This window comes from Nocardioides sp., assembly GCF_031422975.1.
Taxonomy (GTDB): Bacteria; Actinomycetota; Actinomycetes; order Propionibacteriales; family Nocardioidaceae; genus Nocardioides.
The window spans coordinates 1-18,122 of the sequence record NZ_JANPEO010000329.1; the positions used below are offsets into that span (position 1 = coordinate 1).

Genomic DNA, 18,122 nt, shown 5'->3' on the forward strand with positions numbered 1-18,122 from the left:
CGATGACCACGACCGACCACGCGACGGCCCGGCGGACCACCTGCGCATAGACGCGCTCGCGTGCCTTCTCGGTGAGGAGCTTGGAGTCGGCCAGCCCCGGCACGATGCCGGCCTTGCCCGCGGGCAGGATGCAGGCGCCCGCCACCAGCGGCCCGGCGCACGCTCCGCGACCGGCCTCGTCGACTCCGGCGATCGGTTCGATCCCGACCCGGCGCAGCGCGCGCTCGTAGCCGTACAACCCGGCATCGGAGCGCACCGTCGCCCCCGCGGGAAGGTGCGTCAGCGAGGTCATGGGTGCGTGCCGATCAGGAGGCGTCGGGGACGTCCTCGAACGTGGCCGGGCGCGAGACCCAGTCGAAGCGTTCACGGGGCCACAGCAGCACGAAGACCCGACCCACCACGAGCTCTTCGCTCACGAACTCCTGGCCGGAGACGCAGTCGGTCTCCGCCTGGGGCTTGCACATGTGCACGGTGGAGTCGGCCGAGTGGCCGCGGTTGTCGCCCATCACGAAGACGTGTCCGGCGGGGACCGGGCCCGCGGTCCAGTCCGAGGAGCACTGGTTGACCATCGGGCCGTTGCACTGGGTGCCCTTGTCGTCCTGGACGTAGGCGTCCTCGTCGAGGGGCTGGCCGTTGACCAGGATCCGGCCCTGGTTGTCGCAGCACTCGATGACGTCGCCGGCCACACCGATGACTCGCTTCACGAGGTGGCCACCCGAGGGGTAGAGCCCGATCTTGGCCATCACCTTGGGGATGGTCCCGGTCGGACCGGCGGACTCGGCGGCGTTGAGCCAGCCGCCCGGGTCCTTGAACACCACGACGTCGCCGCGCTGCGGCCCGCCGCCGCGCCAGTAGGACACCTTCTGGACCAGGATCCGGTCGTCCTTGACCAGGCCCGGCTCCATCGACTCCGAGGGGATGTAGAACGCCTGGAGGAACAAGGCCTTGATCACGATCGCCAGCACGAGGGCGACCGCGAGCAGGAGGATCGTCTCCTGCCACAGCGGGAGATGGTGCTTGTCCTTCTCCCGCACAGACGACGACCGCGGCTCCTCCGGCTGGGTGTCAGACGGGGGAAGACCGCGGTCGTGTGAAGTCACGTGCAGAGACTAACCAGAGAGCGGTCGATCTCAGGACTTGAGGCGCGCTGGGGCGAGATCAGAACTCGCGGCGCTCCTTGATCTTGGCGGCCTTGCCGCGCAGGTTGCGCAGGTAGTAGAGCTTGGCGCGACGCACGTCACCGCGGGTCACGATCTCGACCTTCTCGAAGATCGGGGAGTGCAGCGGGAAGGTGCGCTCCACGCCGACACCGAAGGTGACCTTGCGGACGGTGAAGGTGCGACCGACGCCCGAGCCGTGGATGCGGATGACGACACCCTGGAACTGCTGGACACGCGAGCGGCTGCCCTCGATGACCTTCACGTGGACGTTGACGGTGTCCCCGGCACGGAAGGCCGGGACGTCGGTGCGAAGGTTGCTGCTGACGAGCTCGTTGAGCACGTTGGTCATGATGTCTCCTCACGAGTGCCACAGGTCAGCCGCGGAATAGTGGTGCGGATCGGTGCGGTCGAGCCTTCGTGACCGGCGGCGTCGCACACCCCCTGTGGCAGGTGATCGTCGCGGATCCCCCGGGTGTGTGCTTCGGGGCGATCGTTTGGCCGGCAAGACCAAGGCTTGAGTCTGCCAGACGCCGTCGATCCGGGCGAAATCAGCGCTTCTTGGTCAGCACCACGGCGCCGGGCTCGCCAGCCAGAGGCCCGAGCAGCCGGTAGCCGGCCCTCTTGTACATCCGTAGGTTGTCGACACTGCCCGCGCCCGTGAACAGGACGTAGGACGCCACGCCGGCCGGCGCCGCTGCCTCGATCCGCTCCAGCATGTCCCGTCCGATTCCCCGGCCCTGCAGGTCGGGGGCCACCATCAACCGGCCGATGTCCCACGCGCCGAGGTGCTCCCCGTGGCTCTCCACCCGGCCGCGGGCCGCCCCGATCAGCCGGCCCCCACGTCGGCGGACGATGACGGTCCACTGCCCCAGCCAGCGGCGTACGTCCTCGAGCGTCTCGCGCAGGGCCGGGATCTGCACCCCCGGGTTGGCGTGCTGCTCGGCGACCCAGCAGGCGAGCTGGAGGGTGAGGATCTCGCCGGCGTCCGCGAGCGTCGCGAGCCGGATCTCATCGATGCCGACCGTGGTCGCGGCGATCAGGTCGGGGCGCCGCTCGGCGGTGCGCGCCACCGCCTGCTCGTGGCGCCAGCGGGCGATCCGGCCGTGGTCGCCGGACAGCAGCACGTCGGGGACGTCGTGGCCGCGCCAGGACGCGGGTTTGGTGTAGACGGGGTATTCGAGCAGCCCGTCCACGTGCGACTCCTCGACGAGCGACTCGGCATTGCCCATGAAGCCCGGGATCAGCCGCACCACGGCCTCGGTGATCGCCAGCGCGGCCACCTCTCCCCCGTTGAGGACGTAGTCGCCGAGCGAGATCTCGCGGACCGTGCCGATGGTGGCGGCGTGCTCGATCACGCGCTGGTCGATGCCCTCGTAGCGACCGCACGCGAAGACCAGGTGCTCGTGGCCCGACAACTCACGCGCGACCGCCTGGGTGAAGGGCTGGCCGCTCGGCGTGGTGAAGATGATGGTGGCTCCGGTCGCGACTCGATCGAGTGCCGCACCCCACGGCTCCGGCTTCATCACCATGCCGGCACCGCCGCCGTAGGGCGTGTCGTCGGTGGTGTGGTGCTTGTCGGTGGTCCAGTCGCGCAGGTCGTGCACGCTGATGTCGAGCAACCCCTTCGCCCGGGCCTTGCCGGGCAGGCTGAGCTCGAGGGGGGCGAGGTAGTCGGGGAAGATCGAGAGGATGTCGATCTTCACGCGTCGGCTCCCTCGGCGGGCAGGTCGTCGGGGAACGGGCTCACCAGGCCGGGGCGATCGGCGATCACGACCCGCCCGGCGCTGACATCGACCTCCGGCACGAGCGCCGCGACGAAGGGGACGAGAGTGCTGCGTCCGTCGAGGGTCCGGATGCCGAGCAGGTCCTGGGCCGAGCCGTGCGCGACGGCGGTCACCTCGCCGAGGTGCGTGCCGGCTTCGTCGTACGCCTTCAGACCGATCAGTTGGTGGTCGTAGAACTCCTCCGGGTCCTCCGGCGCGTCCTCGGGGCCGAGGGTGGCGTGCAGCACGATCCCGCGGGCCGCCTCCGCCGCGTCCCGGCCGTCGATCTCCTCGAACGTCAGCAGCAACACCTGTTGGTGCCAGCGGGATCGACTGACGGTGAGGCTCCGGAGGTCGCTCGCCGAGCCCTCGGGCGGCTGGGCGCGCAGCGTCGTGCCGGGGGTGAATCGGCGCTCCGGCTCATCGGTGCGGACATCGATGGTGACCTCACCGCGCAGACCGTGCGGCTTGCCGATGCGACCGACGACGACCTCGATGCTCTCCACGGCGTCAGCGTATCGGCGGGGAACGACGCAACGGGCGCCACCCCGAAGGGTGACGCCCGTTGCGATGCGAGGTGCCGCCTAGCGTCGGCGGTCGACGTCGACGAAGTCGACGCGCGCGCCGTCACGACCCGCGAGGGCCGAGATGACGGTGCGGAACGCGGTGGCGGTCCTGCCGTTGCGACCGATCACCTTCCCGAGGTCGTCGGGGTGGACCCGGACCTCGAGGATGGCGCCATGACGCAGCTGCTTGTCGCGGACCGAGACGTCGTCCGGGTTGTCGACGACACCCCGGACGAGGTGCTCCAGAGCTTCGGCGAGCACTGGGCTCAGCTCTCGCTCTTGCCGGCGTCCTCGGCGGTGACGGTCTCGGCCGCCTCAGCCTCGGCAGCCGCACCCTCAGGGGTTTCGGAGGCGGGAACCGGAGCCGGAGCCGGCGTCTCCTCGGGCGCGACCGGAGCAGCGTCCTCGGTCTTCTCGACCTTCTCGGTCTTCTCGACCTTCTCGGTCTTGCCAGCCTTCTCGGTGGTCGCGGACTTCTCAGCCTTCTCGACCTTCTCGGTCTTCTTCTTCGCGGTCACCGCGGCGGCCTTGGGCTCGCTCGAGGCCTCCTTGAGGGCCTCGTTGAAGATCTCGAGCTTGTCGCGCTTCGGCTCCTTGACCTTGAGCGTTCCCTCGGTGCCGGGAAGGCCCTTGAACGTCTGCCAGTCACCGGTGATCTTGAGGAGGACCTCAACGGCCTCGGTGGGCTGGGCGCCCACGCCGAGCCAGTACTGCGCCCGGTCGGAGACGACGTCGATGTACGACGGGTCCTCCTTGGGGTGGTACTTGCCGATCTCCTCGATCACACGACCATCGCGCTTCTTGCGCGAGTCGACGACGACGATGCGGTACTGCGGAACCCGGATCTTGCCCAGGCGCTTCAAACGGATCTTGACGGCCACGTTTGTGGTGTCTCCTCAGAAATTGTGGTGTGTGAACGACCGCCGCCAGGTGGGGACCGGGTCGGGTAGTCCGATGGGGCGCCGCGATGGCCGGGAGAGAGGGCCCTGCCACTGCTGCGACTCAGCGCGCGATTCTGCCATGTCGCGCTGACTTCTGAACAATCCGGTGGCCGATCTGTGGGAGATCAGTCCGAGACCCCGATCAGCTGGCGCACCCGCTCCGCACCGCTGACCTCGACGGACAGGTCCGGTCGCACCAGCTCATCGGGGTTCAGCGCGAGCATCGTCATCTCCGCCAGCTCCCCGCGCCGCTCGTAGCGCTCCGTGCCGTTGACGCGGTAGCCGACCTTGCGGCTGACGGCCAACGACGCCGCGTTGTCCGCGAACGCACCCGACGTCACCTCGGTGAAGCCGAGGTGTTCGAAGAGCAGCACGCACATCACCTGGCGCATCACCGTGCCCAGCCCCCGGCCCTGATGGACCGCACCCAGCCACGAGCCCGTCTCGCCCGTACGCCGCACCACGAAGTTGCTCGTCTGCACGCCCTGGACCCCGACGAGCTCGCCGCGTGACCAGACGCCGAGGTTGAGCACCCACGCGGCCGGCGAGAAGTCGGCGCGGGTCCGCCAGTGATATTGCGCGAAGTTCAGCGGCAGCTCATCGGGCGGCACGTCGGTCCAGGGGAACGAGAACGGCATCCGGTCGGGCGAGTGGATCCCCTGCGCGGCCAGCGCGCCCAGCGTCACGATGTCGTCGTCGCTGATGCCGCGCAGCTCCAGGTCGCCCGCGGTGACGGACAGGTCGAGGACGGCGAAGACGTCGCCGATGCTGGTCATGGGGTCACCACGGCCCGGCCGCGGAGCACGACGTAGGACGGCTGCCTGAGCACCGTGAGGTCGAGCAGCGGGTCGCGTGGATAGACCACGAAGTCGGCCGGCGCGCCCTCGGCGAGCGTGGCGTTCCAGCCGAGCCACTCCCGGGCCCGCCAGGATGCGGCACCGAGCGCGTAGTCGGCCGACAGGCCCAGCGCGTGCATCGCGAGCACCTCGCCAGCGATGTTGCCGTGTCGGCTCACTCCCCCGCCGTCGGAGCCCGCATACATCGCGACGCCGAGTTCGTGCGCGGCCATGATCGTGTCGCGTTGGCGGGCGTGCAGGTCGGTCATGTGGTCGGCGTAGTGCGGGAACTTGTCGCGGCCCGCTTCGGCGTACTGCGGGAACTTGTCGATCTGCATGACGGTCGGCACCAGCGCGATGCCGCGCGCCGCCATCGTCTCGGCCTGGTCGGTCGACAGGCCGGTGCCGTGCTCGATGCAGTCGATGCCGGCGTCGATCAGCATCGGCAGCACTGCCTCGCCGAAGCAGTGCGCGGTCACCTTGGCGCCGTGCGCGTGGGCGACGGCGATCGCCTCGGCGAAGTCGGCTGCCGGGAAGGACGGCGCCAGGTCGCCCGTCTCCCGCGAGATCCAGTCGCCGACCAGCTTGACCCAGCCGTCACCGCGCTGCGACTCCTGCAGGACGGTGTCGACCAGCGACGGCGGCTCGACCTCGTGCGCGTAGTTGCGGATGTAGCGCCTCGTGCGCGCGATGTGGCGACCTGCGCGGATCACCCGGGGCAGGTCGTCGCGCGCTTGCATCCAGGTCGTGTCGGCGGCGGAGCCGCAGTCGCGGATCAGGAGCGCGCCGGCGTCGCGGTCCTCGATCGCCTGTGCCTCGGCCGCGGCATCGGAGGTCGCCCCGTGGTCGTCGAGGCCGATGTGGCAGTGCGCGTCGACCAGTCCCGGCACGATCCAGCCCTCGGCGGCCGTGTCGGCACCCGCCTGCGACTCGTAGGTCACGGTGTCGCCCACGACATAGAGGTCGCGGACCTCCCCCTCGGGCAGGACGGGTCCGCGGAAGCGCATCGCAGTCATGACGACCGACCGTAGCGGGCCACCCGCGGCCGTGCGCGCCGGCGTCCTGGGCTTGAGGTGGAACTCCACGCACCTGCGTGGAGTTTCGGGGCCGGATCCGCGGAAGTACCTGAAACTCCACGCGCCTGCGTGGACTTCCACCCCCCGCAGCAGGTCCCGCGCAGCAGATCACCCCCGCCCGGTTCCCCGATCTGTCGGACTCAGACCTGATCGAGCAACCAGGACGGGCTCATCGCTCGCGCGCCGAGCCCCTCGCAGCGACCCCGGAGCACGTGGTCGGCGCTGATCAGCACGACGGAGTCGCCCTTCTCACACGCCGCGGCAACCTCCGCGATGATCGCGCTGTCGCCGTCGCGCGGAGCATGGACGGTGCGCACGTGCTGGTCGCGCCCAGCTCGCACGCCCGCCTTCGCGCCGCCCTCGAGCACCAGCACGATGACGTCGTACGACGTGTCGCCGACCAGGAGTCGCTCGTGCAGCCGGCGGGCCGCGCCGGCCCGGTCCTTCCACCAGCCGTCCGGGACGGACCCGACCACGTTGGCCGCGTCGACCACCAGGACCGAGGTCACTTGAGGAACTTGGAGAAGTCCTTCGGCAGGTCGAGCGCGGCCGCTGCCTTCTCGTAGTCGACGTCCTCGCCCGGGTTGCCGAACGGGTTGCCGGCCTTCTCGGCCGCGGCGGCCATGGCCGCTGCCGCCTCCAGAGCCGCCTTTGCCGGGTTTCCCGAGGCGCGCTTGCCCTTCTTCTTCGGCGCCTGCTTGGCCTGGCGCTTGCCGCCGATGGCGCCTGCACCCGGCATCCCCGGCATCCCCGGCATCCCGGGCATCCCGGGCACACCGCCGCCGCGCATCATCGACTGCATCATCTTCTTCGCCTCGAAGAAGCGGTCGACGAGCTGGTTGACGTCGGAGACCTGGCGGCCCGAGCCCTTGGCGATCCGCGCGCGACGGGAGCCGTCGATCAGCTTCGGGTTGTCCCGCTCGCGGGGCGTCATCGACTGGATGATCGCCTGGATGCGGTCGATCTCCTTCTCGTCGAAGTTCTCGAGCTGCTCACGGAACTGCCCCATCCCGGGCAGCATCCCCATGATCTTCGACATCGAGCCCAGCTTGCGGAGCTGCTGCATCTGCTTGATGATGTCGTCGAGGTTGAAGTCGCCGGTCTGGAGGAGCTTCTCGGCCGCCTTGCGCGACTCGGTCTCGTCGAAGGACTTCTCGGCCTGCTCGATCAGGGTGAGCATGTCGCCCATGTCGAGGATGCGCGAGGCCATCCGGTCGGGGTGGAACAGGTCGAAGTCGGTCATCTTCTCGCCGGCCGAGGCGAACATGACCGGCTTGCCGGTGATGCTGGCGATCGAGAGCGCCGCGCCACCGCGGGCATCTCCGTCGAGCTTGGTGAGGACCACGCCGTCGTAGCCGACGCCGTCGAGGAACAGCTGCGCGGTGGTGACCGCGTCCTGGCCGATCATCGCGTCGACGACGAAGAGGACCTCGTCGGGCTGGACGGCGTCGCGGATGTCGGCGGCCTGCTTCATCAGCTCCGCGTCGACGCCGAGGCGACCCGCGGTGTCGATGATGACGACGTCGTGCAGCTTGCGCTTGGCCTCCTCGATCGACGCACGGGCGACTCCGACCGGGTCACCGACGCCGTTGCCGGCCTCGGGGGCGAAGACGGGCACGCCCACGCGCTCGCCGTTGACCTGGAGCTGCTGGACCGCGTTGGGGCGCTGGAGGTCGGCGGCGACGAGGATCGGGGTCTTGCCCTGGTCCTTGAGCCAGAGCGCCAGCTTGGCGGCCAGCGTCGTCTTGCCGGCGCCCTGGAGGCCGGCCAGCATGATCACGGTGGGGCCGGTCTTGGCGTAGCGCAGGCGGCGGGTCTCGCCGCCGAGGATGGTGACGAGCTCCTCGTTGACGATCTTGATGATCTGCTGGGCCGGGTTGAGCGCCCCGCTGACCTCCTCGCTACGCGCCCGCTCCTTGACGGCACCCACGAAGTCCTTGACCACCGGCAGCGCGACATCGGCCTCCAGCAGCGCGATCCGGATCTCGCGCGCGGTCGCGTCGATGTCGGCCTCGGACAGCTTGCCCTTGCCTCGCAGGTGCTTGAAGGTCTCGGCGAGCCGATCGGAGAGAGTGGCGAACACGTGTGGTCAGTCCTCGGGGTCGTTCACGGGTGTACGGCGATGGCGCGCGGAGTGCTCCGCACAGTCGGTCAAGCCTAACCGCCGGGAGGACAACCGCCTTCTCAGGCCACGGTGCCGAGCAGGGCGGCCCGCACGTAGTGCGCCGCCTCGGCGGCCCGGTGCTCGGAGAGCGCCCCGGCGTCGCGCTCCTGGACGTAGAAGACATCGACCGCCTGCGGCCCGAGGGTCGAGACGTGGGCCGAGCACACGGAGAGGTCGAGCCCGGCCAGCGCGTGGCACACCAGCCACACGACGCCGGGCCGGTCGTCCATCCGCACCTCGAGCACGGTGGCCCGCCGGGAGGCGTCTGCCCGTACCACCACGACCGGTTCGAGCCGGGCTGCCACGGGTCGGCTCAGTCGCGACACCGCGTCGACGCGCCCCTCGCTGATCGCCACCAGGCGTTCACGCAGCACGGCCGCATCGAGGTCGGGTTCGGCCACTTCCCACACCGAGACGCCGACGGCCGGCTCCTCGTCCTCCTGTGCCCACGCCCGTGCGGATCTCACGGTCACGCGTTGCAGGGCGAGGACGGCAGCGGCATCGGCCAGCAGGCCGACGCGGTCGGGGGCGAGCACGGTCACCCGGGCTCCCCCCTCGTCGGCCTCGACCATGACGGACACTCCCCCACGGCGTACGACATCGGGAACCGGCACGTCGTCGGTGGAGGCATCAGCCGTCGGCGGCTCCCCACCGACCGAGGCCAGCGCGTGCCTGGCCAGGCGCTCGACCAGGCCGGCGCGCCACGAGGACCACGCCTTGGGGGACGCGGCCCGGGAATCGGCCTCTGTCAATGAGCGCAGCAGCCCGAGGGCCTCGGCTCCGGAGACCTTGGCCAGCAGCGCCTCGACCGTCGCGGGGTCGTCGGGGTCGCGGGACGTGGCCATCTCCGACAGGAGCAGGTGGCGGCGCACGAGCAGGGCGATCAGGTCGACCGCCGCCGCGTCGAACCCCATCCGGGTCGCGATGGCCCGCGCCAGGGGTTCGCCGGCCACCGAGTGCTCGGTGAGCCCACCCTTGCCGATGTCGTGCAGCAGCGCCGCGACCAGCAGCACGTCTGGGCGGGCGACGTGGCGAATCAGGGCGGACGCCTCGATGCAGGTCTCGATCACATGCCGGTCGACGGTGAACCGGTGGATGGGTGAAGCGTGCGGCAGCGTGCGGATTCGCTCCCACTCGGGCAGGAAGCCGCCCAGCGCGCCGGTCTCCTCCAACGTCTCCCACACCGGCAGCAGACCGGGCCCGGAGGCCAGGAGGCTCACCAGCGCATCCCGGGCCTCCTCGGGCCACGGCTCGGGTAGAGGTGGGCACTCCCGCACCAGTCGGGCGGCGGTGGCGGGAGCCAGGACGACGTCGCGCTCGGCCGCCTCGGCCGCGGCGCGCAGCAGCATCACCGGGTCCTTGTCCGGGCGCGCCTTCGCCGCCAGCACGACCTCGCCGCGCGACAGCGCGATGCCGGGGGCTATCGGCTCGAGGGAGGGTCGGCGCGCGCCGGTCACCGAGACCGGACGGGCCAGCACGTCCTCCACGCGACGCCACGTCAGGCGCGACAGGTGACTGATCCGTCGACCGATCTCGCGCACGTGCCGTTGCGCGGCCTCGGCGCTGTCCAGGCCGAGACCGACCGCGAGCGGCTCCCACAGTTCCGGTGCGACCCGGTCGCTCGGCCGGCCCGTCTCGTCGTGGAGGAGGTCGCGGAAGTCGAGCATCGCCTGTCGGGACCGCTCCAGCTCGGGGCTGCTGGCGTCGACCAGCCACGTCGCCTCGAGGGCCTTGAGCACGGTCGCGTCGCGCAGCCCGCCCTCGGCCTCCTTGATGTCGGGCACCGAGACGTGTGCCAGCTCGCCGATGACCTGGTGGCGCTTGGTGACGAGCTCGCGCAGCGCCGGCAGCCGCTCCCGGGCCTGGCGGCGCCACGCCGCGAGCATGGTGGCGCGCAGCCGCAACGTCAGGTTGGGATCGCCGGCGAGGTGTCGGATGTCGAGCAGCCCGAGCGCGACCTTGAGATCGTCCTCGGCCGCACTCGTCATCTGCGACAGCGACCGCACCGAGTGGTCGAGGCGCGAGCCCGAGTCCCAGAGCGGGTACCAGATCTGCTCGGCCACCGCCCCCGGGTCGACCCCGTCGTCATGCACCAGCACGACGTCCAGGTCCGACTGCGGCGCGAGCTCACCACGGCCGTAGCCGCCCGCCGCAATCAGTGCGACCCCGATGTCCGGTCCGCCGGCGGTGGCGTACGCCGCCCGGCACAGCTCGTCGGCGGCAGCCGTTCGGGTCGTCCGCTCGATGGCCGTCATCGAGTCAGATCGCGCCCTCGTCGCGCTCGCCGGTGCGGACCCGCACGACCGACTCGACGGGCGTGACCCAGACCTTGCCGTCGCCGATACGGCCCGTCTGCGCGGACGCGACGATGGTCGAGACGACGTCGTCGGCCTCGGCGTCGTCGACGACGATCTCGACGCGGATCTTCGGCACGAGCGCGATGTCGTACTCCGCGCCGCGGTAGACCTCGGTGTGACCCTTCTGGCGGCCGTAGCCGCTGACCTCGGAGACGGTCATCCCGGTGACGCCGACGGTTTCGAGGGCGGCCCGGACGTCCTCCCACTTGTGCGGCTTGATGACTGCGGTGACGAGTTTCATGGTTGGACCTTCATTCGGTGTCGTCGCGACGGGTGAGGGTGTCGAGGAAGGAGGTGCTGGAGCGGGCGCCGGAAGTGGCGTGCAGGTCATAGGCCGTCTCGGCGTGGATGATGAGGTCGATGCCGCTGATCTCGTGCTCCTCGTGGATCCGGAAGCCCATCACCTTGTTGACCACGAGCCCGATGATGCCGGACATGACGAACGCGTAGACGAGGACGACCCCGCCGCCGACCAGCTGCTTGCCGAGCTGGTCGAGGCCACCGCCGTACAGGAGACCGTCCACGCCGGTCGGCGCGGCCGACGACGCGATCAGGCCGATCCCGAAGGTGCCGATCAGCCCGCCGACGAGATGGACGCCGACGACGTCGAGGGAGTCGTCGTAGCGCCACTTGTACTTGAGGCCGACGGCGAGCGCGCAGACCACGCCGGCCACGGCGCCCATCGCGATGGCGCCGACCGGGGTCACCGACCCGCACGAGGGCGTGATCGCGACCAGGCCGGCGACCAGGCCGGAGGCCGCGCCGAGCGACGTGGCGTGACCGTCGCGGACGCGTTCGAGGGCGAGCCAGCCCAGCGAGCCCGCGGCTCCGGCGACGAGCGTGGTGGTGAAGACGACCGCGGCCGACTGGTTCGCGGCCAGTGCCGAGCCGGCGTTGCAGCCGAACCAGCCGAACCACAGCAGACCGGCACCGAGCATCACCAGGGTGAGGTTGTGCGGTCGCATCGGGTCCTTGCCGAAGCCGAGTCGCGGTCCGAGCACGAGGGCGAGCGCGAGCGCTGAGGCGCCCGAGCAGATCTCGACGGCCATGCCGCCGGCGAAGTCGATGGCGCCGAGACGGTTGGCGATCCAGCCGCCGGTGTGGTCACCGGCGGAGAAGTCGAAGACCCAGTGCGCGACCGGGGCATAGACCAGCAGCGTCCAGATGGTCACGAACACCATCCACGCACCGAAGCGGGCCCGGTCGGCGATCGCACCGGAGACCAGCGCCCCGGTGATGACGCAGAACAGCCCCTGGAACACCGCGAACAGGATGTGCGGGACGGTGCCGGTGTTGCTGTCCTCCGACATCAGCGACGAGAGGCCGGCGTACTGCGTCGGGTCGCCGAGCAGGCCGCCGCCGAGGTCGTCACCGAACGCCAGGGAGTAGCCGACGAGCACCCAGACGATCGTGATGACGGCCAGCGAGCCGAACGTCATCATCATCATGTTCAGCACGCCCTTGGAACGCACCATGCCGCCGTAGAACAGGGCAAGACCGGGGGCCATCAGCAGGACCAGGGCTGCGGAGACCAGGAGCCAAGCGGTGTCACCGGAGTCGAGGGAAGTCATGGGCACTCACCTTCCGGGGCACGCGTTTCGCGCACGGACCATCTGTGTTTCAGGCATGTAAACGAACGCAGCCCCCTGGCCCGCCGGGTGCTCCCGGCGGGCCAGAGGTCGACGTAGCGATCAGATGGCCGCTTCGTCCGTGTCCCCCGTGCGCACGCGCACCACGGTCTCGACCGGGCTCACCCACACCTTGCCGTCGCCGATCCGACCCGTCTGGGCGGTCTTCACGACGATGCCGACGACGTCCTCGGCGTCGGCGTCGTCAACGACGATCTCGATGCGGATCTTGGGGACCAGTGCGAGGTCGTACTCCGCCCCGCGATAGACCTCGGTGTGGCCCTTCTGCCGGCCGTAGCCGCTGACCTCGGAGACGGTCATCCCGGTGACGCCGAAGGTCTCCAGCGCCTCGCGGACGTCCTCCCACTTGTGGGGCTTGATGACTGCGGTGACGAGCTTCATGCGTTCGCTCCTTCGCTGCTCGAGATGCTGACGGTGCTCGCGGCCAGGACGCTCTTGCCGCCGCCGCTGCTGCCGCTGTGCAGGTCGTACGCCGACTCGCCGTGCTCGGCGAGGTCGATGCCGTTGACCTCGTCCTCCTCGTCGAGCCGCAGCCCGATCGTGTACTTGATGCCCAGGCCGATGACCGCGGTCAGCACGCCCGAGTAGGTGATGGCCACCAGGACGCCGAGGGTCTGGTCGCCGAGCGAGCCGAAGCCGCCACCGTAGATGAGGCCGTCGATGCTGCCCGCTCCCTCCGACGTGGAGAACACGCCGATCAGCACGGTGCCGATGATGCCACCGACGAGGTGCACACCGACCACGTCGAGCGAGTCGTCGTAGCCGAGCCTGTACTTCAGGCTGACCGCCCAGGCGCAGACACCGCCGGCGATGAAGCCGATCGCCACGGCGCCCGAGATGTTGACGGCACCGGCCGCCGGGGTGATGGCGACGAGGCCGGCCACGATGCCGGAAGCGGCACCGAGCGAGGTGGCCTTGCCGTGCAGCAGGCGCTCGATGAGGAGCCAGCCGAGGATCGCGGCGAAGGTGGCCAGCGTCGTGTTGGCGAAGGTGCGACCGGTCTCGGAGTAGAACTGCGAGAGGAACGCCTCAGGGTCCTCGTCGAAGGTCGTGCCGAAGACGATCGAGCCCACGTTGAAGCCGTACCAGCCCAGCCACAGCATGCCCGCGCCGAGCATGGTCAGGGTCAGGTTGTGCGGGCGCATCTGCTCCTTGGGCCAGCCGATGCGCTTGCCGAGGAGCAGCACGAGCACCAGGGCCGCGACGCCCGCGTTGATGTGGACGGCCGTGCCGCCGGCGTAGTCCTGCGCGCCGATCCGGCCGCAGATGAGCGAGTCCTCGGTGCAGCTGAAGACCATGTGCGCCATCGGGAAGTAGACGATGACGGCCCACAGGGGCAGGAACACCAGCCAGGCCGAGAACTTCAGCCGGTCCGCGACGGCACCGCTGATCAGGGCGGCGGTGATGATCGCGAAGGTCATCTGGAACATCACGTACACGTAGTTGTCGGTGGTGACACCGTCGAGCCAGAGCAGTTCGAACGGGTTGGCGAACAACGTGCCTTCGCCGCCGAAGCCCATCGACCAGCCGACCGCGACGTACAGGATGCCGACGACGGCCGCGGCGACGAACGACATCATCATCATGTTGAGCACGGACTTGGATCGCGACATTCCGCCGTAGAACAGTGCCAGGGCGGGCACCGTCATCATCAGCACGAAAGCGGTCGCGATCAGCATGAACGCGTAGTAGCCGTCCACAGAACCTCCAGGGAGCGTTTATGGGCGGTGGTCCGCGTCGGCGCGACGACGGTGTCGTGCAGCGGTCCACCTGTTGGGAGAAACCCTGCTGTCACGAGGTTTCACCCCTCCCCGCTTCGTGTTGCACCGGCGCAACAGATTCGGGCCATGTGTTACGTCCGTGTGAACGACGCCGCTGCCGTGCCCGGCGGACGAGCGTCGATACACTCCCCGCATGACCGGAAGCAGCGCCGATCGCACGGCGCGCACCGGCGTCGTACTCGTCAATCACGACAGCGCCGAGGACACCGTCGGCTGCATCGTGTCCCTCGAGGCCTCCCATGACCTCGACATGGACGTCGTCGTGGTGGACAACTCGGACTCCAAGGAGTCCCTCGCGACCCTCGGCGCGCTCGTGGGTGACCGCGCAGTCGTGCTGTCCAGCGGCGGCAACCTCGGCTACGCCGGCGGATCCAACGTCGGGATCCGCCACTGTCTGGAGCGTGGCAACGAGTTCGTCTGGCTGCTCAATCCCGACACCCGCATCGAGCCGGAGACGCTGCCGCGCCTGCTCAGGCTGCTCGCCGACGTGCCCGACTGCGGTGTCGTCGGTCCGCGGATCGTGCACCCCGCCGCGCCCGGCACCCCCGAGACCATCTGGTTCGACGGCGGCGTCGTCGACGAGGACAGGGCCGGCGAGACCCGGCACGTGCACCAGGGCCGCGCGGTGGTGGACGTGCCGCCCCCCGGTGCGCGCGACGTCGACTACGTCACGGGTGCCTCCCTGCTGACCCGCCGGACGGTGCTGGAGACGGTCGGGCTGCTCCCCGAGGACTACTTCCTCTACTTCGAGGAGACCCACTGGTGCCGCGACGTACGCCGCGCCGGCTGGCGCGTCATGGTCGAGCAGCGGGCCCGGATGGTGCACCACCAGCGCTCGAGCGGGGCCCTGCCCTCGCCGTACCACCTCTACTACATGACCCGGAACCGTTACCTGTTCGTCGAGCGGGCGCTCGGCGGCGACGGCGAGGCGGCGCTGGCCCAGTTGCAGGGAAAGTGGCTCAGGAACTGGCGGCGCAAGGTCGCTGAGGTGGCACCCGGGTGGCTCGACGAGTTCGACGCGCTGGTGGAGCGGGCGGCCGCGGACGCGCGCGCCGGACGCGATGGGCGCAATGATGCTGTCTCACACGTGCCGTGGCCGGCCGATGTGGAGCGCGGCGACTCCCTCGCCGGCAGCCGTCAGCCGACAGGACGAGGAGAGGTGAGCGACCGATGACGACCAAGGGCCGTGACGACGTCGCCACCGTGATCGAACGGACGCTGGCGGGCGGTCCACGGGTGCTGCACATCGCGCTGGACGTCTCGACGGTGCCGGTGCGCCTCGCGCAGGAGCACGACCGCGAGGTCGAGTGCCTGCGCTGGCCGGCGGAGCCGGATGAGCAGTGGGGCCCGGAAGTCGGCCGCCGGGACGCCGTGGGCGACTGGGCGCAGCCCTTCCTCGTGGCGCCGGTGGACGTGGTGGTCGTCGAGGACGTCCTGGACGAGAGCCACGACGCTGACGAGTTCTTCCGCACCCTGGGCGCCGGCGCGCTGGTGCCGGGCGCGCTGGTCGTGGTGTCGGGGGTGCGCGACCTGACCGGACCGATCGCGTCGGCCGGCTTCGTCCTGGAGTCCGACGCGGCCGTGGCCCTGGACGAGCGACGGCACATCACGGTGGCGCGGTTCCCGTCCTTCACCACGGCTCGACCGCAGTCACCCGACGCTGACGAGGCCAGCGCGGCGGAGGTCCGCCGCCTGGCCCACGAGCTCGAGCGCACACGCGAGCTGCTCGCCCGCGAGCGCGCCACCATCGCGCGCGAGATGCAGTCGGGCAAGGATGAGCTGCTGGTGATGGACCGCCAGATCAACGAGCTCCAGGAGCGGTTGCAGCGACTGCGGCACAAGAACGTCCTGCTCCGTGCCCGCGTGGCCCAGGTGTCGCGCGAGCGTGACCTCGCCCAGGACCAGGTCTCCCTGCTCGAGCAGGACCTCTTCCTGGCCCGCGACTCGCGGGCCGTCCGCGCCGTGGCATCCGTGGTGGAGCGTGCTCGTCGCCGCAAGGACGGCGCATGAACACCCCACGACGTTCCTCTCCTCCGCCTCGCTCCTGCGAACAACGCCGCGGGGACCTCGCGTGAGCGCCGTCTCCTCCGACCGTCCTACGGTGTCGGCGTCCGGTCGTGACGGCGAGGAGCTCTCGGCCGTGGACCGACGGCGGGCGTCCTATCGCCAGCTCATCGACGGCGAGCTCGCGACCGGCGACGGCGAGCGGGTGCTCTTCTTCGTGCATTCGGTGGACCTGCGCCACGCCACTCCCGACCTGATCGCCGCGGCTGGCCTCGGGCTGGCACTGGCCGATCGTGGGTATGGCGTGCGCCTGGTGCCGCGGCACCGCTGGCACCTCGGGGGCGGGGCCGACATCTGGGTCGCGACCACCCCCGACGCCGATCCCTCCCAGGCGCCCGTGGGTGCCTGGCGCGTGGCGTGGGCGCACGGTGACGTCGAGGCGTGGGCCGAGCTGGACCACCTGATGGCCTACGACCAGATCCTGGTCGGCTCCGAGGTGGGACGCAGCATGCTCGCGACGACGTCTGCCGGTCGCCTCGACGTGCTCCGCTGCGCCGCCGACATCGAGCTCTTCGTCCCGCGCGAGGACGACGCTCCCCGCACCGGGGTGGCCAGCCTGGGGGTGCACGTCGAACGCGGGCGGACCATCCAGCCACTGATCAACGACGTGCCCTTCACCGTGCCGCTGACGATCTATGCCGAGCCGTTGCGAAGCATGCACTCGAGCCTGCTCGGCCGGCTCGAGGAGCCCATCCCGTGGCTGCGTGCCCCGGAAGTGATGACGCGCTCCCTGCTGACGGTCCTCGAGCTGCCCAGCACCATGGTGGGCGACGCAACGATGCCGGCCCACTTCTTCGAGAGCATCGCGTGCGGCTCGCTGCCGCTGGTCAACTCCCGGCTCGGTGCCACGGAGTGTGGGCTGCAGGTGCCCGCGTACACCACGTCCAGGGGCCTCGGCGAGGAGATCACGTCGTTGCTGGCAGATCCCGAGCGAGTGCACTCCCTGGTCGAGGGCCTGCGAGAGCGGGTGCTTCGCGACCACACCTGGGACCTGCGGGCCCGCGAGTTCGAGCACTGCGTCGCCGCGGCTCGTCGCGACCAGTCGACGTCGCCTCCCCAGCGGGCGTTGCACTACTTCCCGGACTACAACCGTGCCAACCCCTACCAGGGCATGTTGTTCGCCGGCCTGGGTGCCGTCGACGCCTATCCGGTCGCAGTCGCGGACGTGGTCGAGCACCTGGAGAACCGTTCGGTCGCATCGGTCCCCGGCATCCTCAACATCCACTGGACGACGCCGATCCTGCAGTACGCCGCCGGGCCGTTCCGGGCGGCCATCGAGCTCGACCGCTTCAGCGCCGCCCTGCACAAGTTCCGCACGGCGGGCGGACGGCTGGTGTGGACGCTGCACAACGTCCTCCCACACGAGGCACGCCACGTGTGGGCCGAGACGCAGCTGGCCCAGCTGCTCGCCGATCGGGCCGATGCCATCCATGCCCTGTCCGAGATCACGGCACGCCAGGCCTCCGAGGTGCTGCGCCTCGACCCTCGCCGGGTCGTCGTGATCGAGCACTCGAGCTATGTCGGCCAGTATCCCGACTGGATCAGTCGCGAGGCCGCGCGGAGCCAGCTGGGCCTGTCGTCCACCGACAAGGTCCTGGTCGCGCTGGGCGGCATCCGCCCCTACAAGGGCCTGGGTCGGTTGCTCGACGTCTTCCACGAGCTCGCCGAGGAGGACCCCAGCCTCCACCTCCTGGTGGCCGGCAAACCGGCGGCGACCCAGGAGACGACCGGGCTCCAGCGGCGCTGCGAGCAGTCGCCGCGGGTG

The 18,122-nt window shown here is 70.3% G+C and carries 18 protein-coding genes and 1 pseudogene; 3 read left to right on the top strand and 16 right to left on the bottom strand.

From position 1 onward, the window contains the following. The 16 genes and pseudogenes from RMO85_RS09950 to RMO85_RS10025 form a co-directional block, all read right to left on the bottom strand. Nucleotides 1-292: pseudogene (locus tag RMO85_RS09950) on the bottom strand (ribonuclease HII); the annotation flags it as partial. 13 nt (nucleotides 293-305) lie between these two features. Then, nucleotides 306-1,100, bottom strand: coding sequence for a signal peptidase I (gene lepB / locus RMO85_RS09955; RefSeq protein WP_310528569.1), 795 nt, complete (start codon nucleotides 1,098-1,100; stop codon nucleotides 306-308). A 58-nt stretch (nucleotides 1,101-1,158) separates the two neighbouring features. Then, the gene (gene rplS / locus RMO85_RS09960) at nucleotides 1,159-1,509 is read right to left on the bottom strand and encodes a 50S ribosomal protein L19 (protein ID WP_310528570.1); all 351 of its coding nucleotides are present in this window, start codon (nucleotides 1,507-1,509) and stop codon (nucleotides 1,159-1,161) included. Between the two features lie 199 nt (nucleotides 1,510-1,708). After that, nucleotides 1,709-2,863, bottom strand: coding sequence for a tRNA (guanosine(37)-N1)-methyltransferase TrmD (gene trmD, locus RMO85_RS09965; RefSeq protein WP_310528571.1), 1,155 nt, complete (start codon nucleotides 2,861-2,863; stop codon nucleotides 1,709-1,711). Beyond that, nucleotides 2,860-3,429 carry a ribosome maturation factor RimM gene (gene rimM, locus RMO85_RS09970; RefSeq protein WP_310528572.1) on the bottom strand — a complete coding sequence of 190 codons (570 nt, stop codon included), beginning with the start codon at nucleotides 3,427-3,429 and terminating at the stop codon, nucleotides 2,860-2,862. Before rimM ends, trmD begins: the two co-directional genes overlap by 4 nt. A 78-nt stretch (nucleotides 3,430-3,507) precedes the next feature. Further along, nucleotides 3,508-3,750: an RNA-binding protein gene (locus RMO85_RS09975; protein WP_310528573.1), complete on the bottom strand. Its 243-nt coding sequence runs from the start codon at nucleotides 3,748-3,750 to the stop codon at nucleotides 3,508-3,510. A gap of 5 nt (nucleotides 3,751-3,755) precedes the next feature. Then, complete coding sequence (gene rpsP / locus RMO85_RS09980; protein WP_310528574.1) at nucleotides 3,756-4,370, bottom strand: 30S ribosomal protein S16; 615 nt, start codon at nucleotides 4,368-4,370, stop codon at nucleotides 3,756-3,758. Nucleotides 4,371-4,555: 185 nt separating this feature from the next. Further along, the gene (locus RMO85_RS09985) at nucleotides 4,556-5,206 is read right to left on the bottom strand and encodes a GNAT family protein (protein WP_310528575.1); all 651 of its coding nucleotides are present in this window, start codon (nucleotides 5,204-5,206) and stop codon (nucleotides 4,556-4,558) included. Further along, nucleotides 5,203-6,282, bottom strand: coding sequence for an amidohydrolase family protein (locus RMO85_RS09990; protein ID WP_310528576.1), 1,080 nt, complete (start codon nucleotides 6,280-6,282; stop codon nucleotides 5,203-5,205). Before RMO85_RS09990 ends, RMO85_RS09985 begins: the two co-directional genes overlap by 4 nt. Before the next feature lie 200 nt (nucleotides 6,283-6,482). After that, nucleotides 6,483-6,851, bottom strand: a complete 369-nt coding sequence (locus tag RMO85_RS09995) for a hypothetical protein (protein WP_310528577.1) — start codon at nucleotides 6,849-6,851, stop codon at nucleotides 6,483-6,485. Then, a complete protein-coding gene (gene ffh, locus RMO85_RS10000; RefSeq protein ID WP_310528578.1) occupies nucleotides 6,848-8,425 on the bottom strand; it encodes a signal recognition particle protein in 1,578 nt (525 codons plus the stop codon). The genes RMO85_RS09995 and ffh overlap by 4 nt, the downstream gene beginning before the upstream one ends. Before the next feature lie 101 nt (nucleotides 8,426-8,526). Beyond that, nucleotides 8,527-10,761 (bottom strand): [protein-PII] uridylyltransferase, encoded by a 2,235-nt coding sequence (locus tag RMO85_RS10005; protein WP_310528579.1) that lies wholly within the window; start codon nucleotides 10,759-10,761, stop codon nucleotides 8,527-8,529. Between the two features lie 4 nt (nucleotides 10,762-10,765). Then, nucleotides 10,766-11,104, bottom strand: coding sequence for a P-II family nitrogen regulator (locus tag RMO85_RS10010; protein WP_310528580.1), 339 nt, complete (start codon nucleotides 11,102-11,104; stop codon nucleotides 10,766-10,768). Between the two features lie 10 nt (nucleotides 11,105-11,114). Next, nucleotides 11,115-12,434, bottom strand: coding sequence for an ammonium transporter (locus RMO85_RS10015; protein ID WP_310528581.1), 1,320 nt, complete (start codon nucleotides 12,432-12,434; stop codon nucleotides 11,115-11,117). Between the two features lie 120 nt (nucleotides 12,435-12,554). Further along, nucleotides 12,555-12,893 (bottom strand): P-II family nitrogen regulator, encoded by a 339-nt coding sequence (locus RMO85_RS10020; RefSeq protein ID WP_310528582.1) that lies wholly within the window; start codon nucleotides 12,891-12,893, stop codon nucleotides 12,555-12,557. Beyond that, nucleotides 12,890-14,212 (bottom strand): ammonium transporter, encoded by a 1,323-nt coding sequence (locus RMO85_RS10025; RefSeq protein ID WP_310528583.1) that lies wholly within the window; start codon nucleotides 14,210-14,212, stop codon nucleotides 12,890-12,892. Before RMO85_RS10025 ends, RMO85_RS10020 begins: the two co-directional genes overlap by 4 nt. A 214-nt stretch (nucleotides 14,213-14,426) precedes the next feature. Here RMO85_RS10025 and RMO85_RS10030 point away from each other — a divergent pair, with 214 nt between their 5' ends. The 3 genes from RMO85_RS10030 to RMO85_RS10040 all read left to right on the top strand — a co-directional run. Next, a complete protein-coding gene (locus tag RMO85_RS10030) occupies nucleotides 14,427-15,467 on the top strand; it encodes a glycosyltransferase family 2 protein (RefSeq protein WP_310528584.1) in 1,041 nt (346 codons plus the stop codon). Continuing rightward, nucleotides 15,464-16,303 carry a hypothetical protein gene (locus RMO85_RS10035; protein WP_310528585.1) on the top strand — a complete coding sequence of 280 codons (840 nt, stop codon included), beginning with the start codon at nucleotides 15,464-15,466 and terminating at the stop codon, nucleotides 16,301-16,303. The genes RMO85_RS10030 and RMO85_RS10035 overlap by 4 nt, the downstream gene beginning before the upstream one ends. A 61-nt stretch (nucleotides 16,304-16,364) precedes the next feature. Beyond that, a partial coding sequence (locus tag RMO85_RS10040) for a glycosyltransferase (protein ID WP_310528586.1) occupies nucleotides 16,365-18,122 on the top strand: 1,758 nt, incomplete at its 3' end.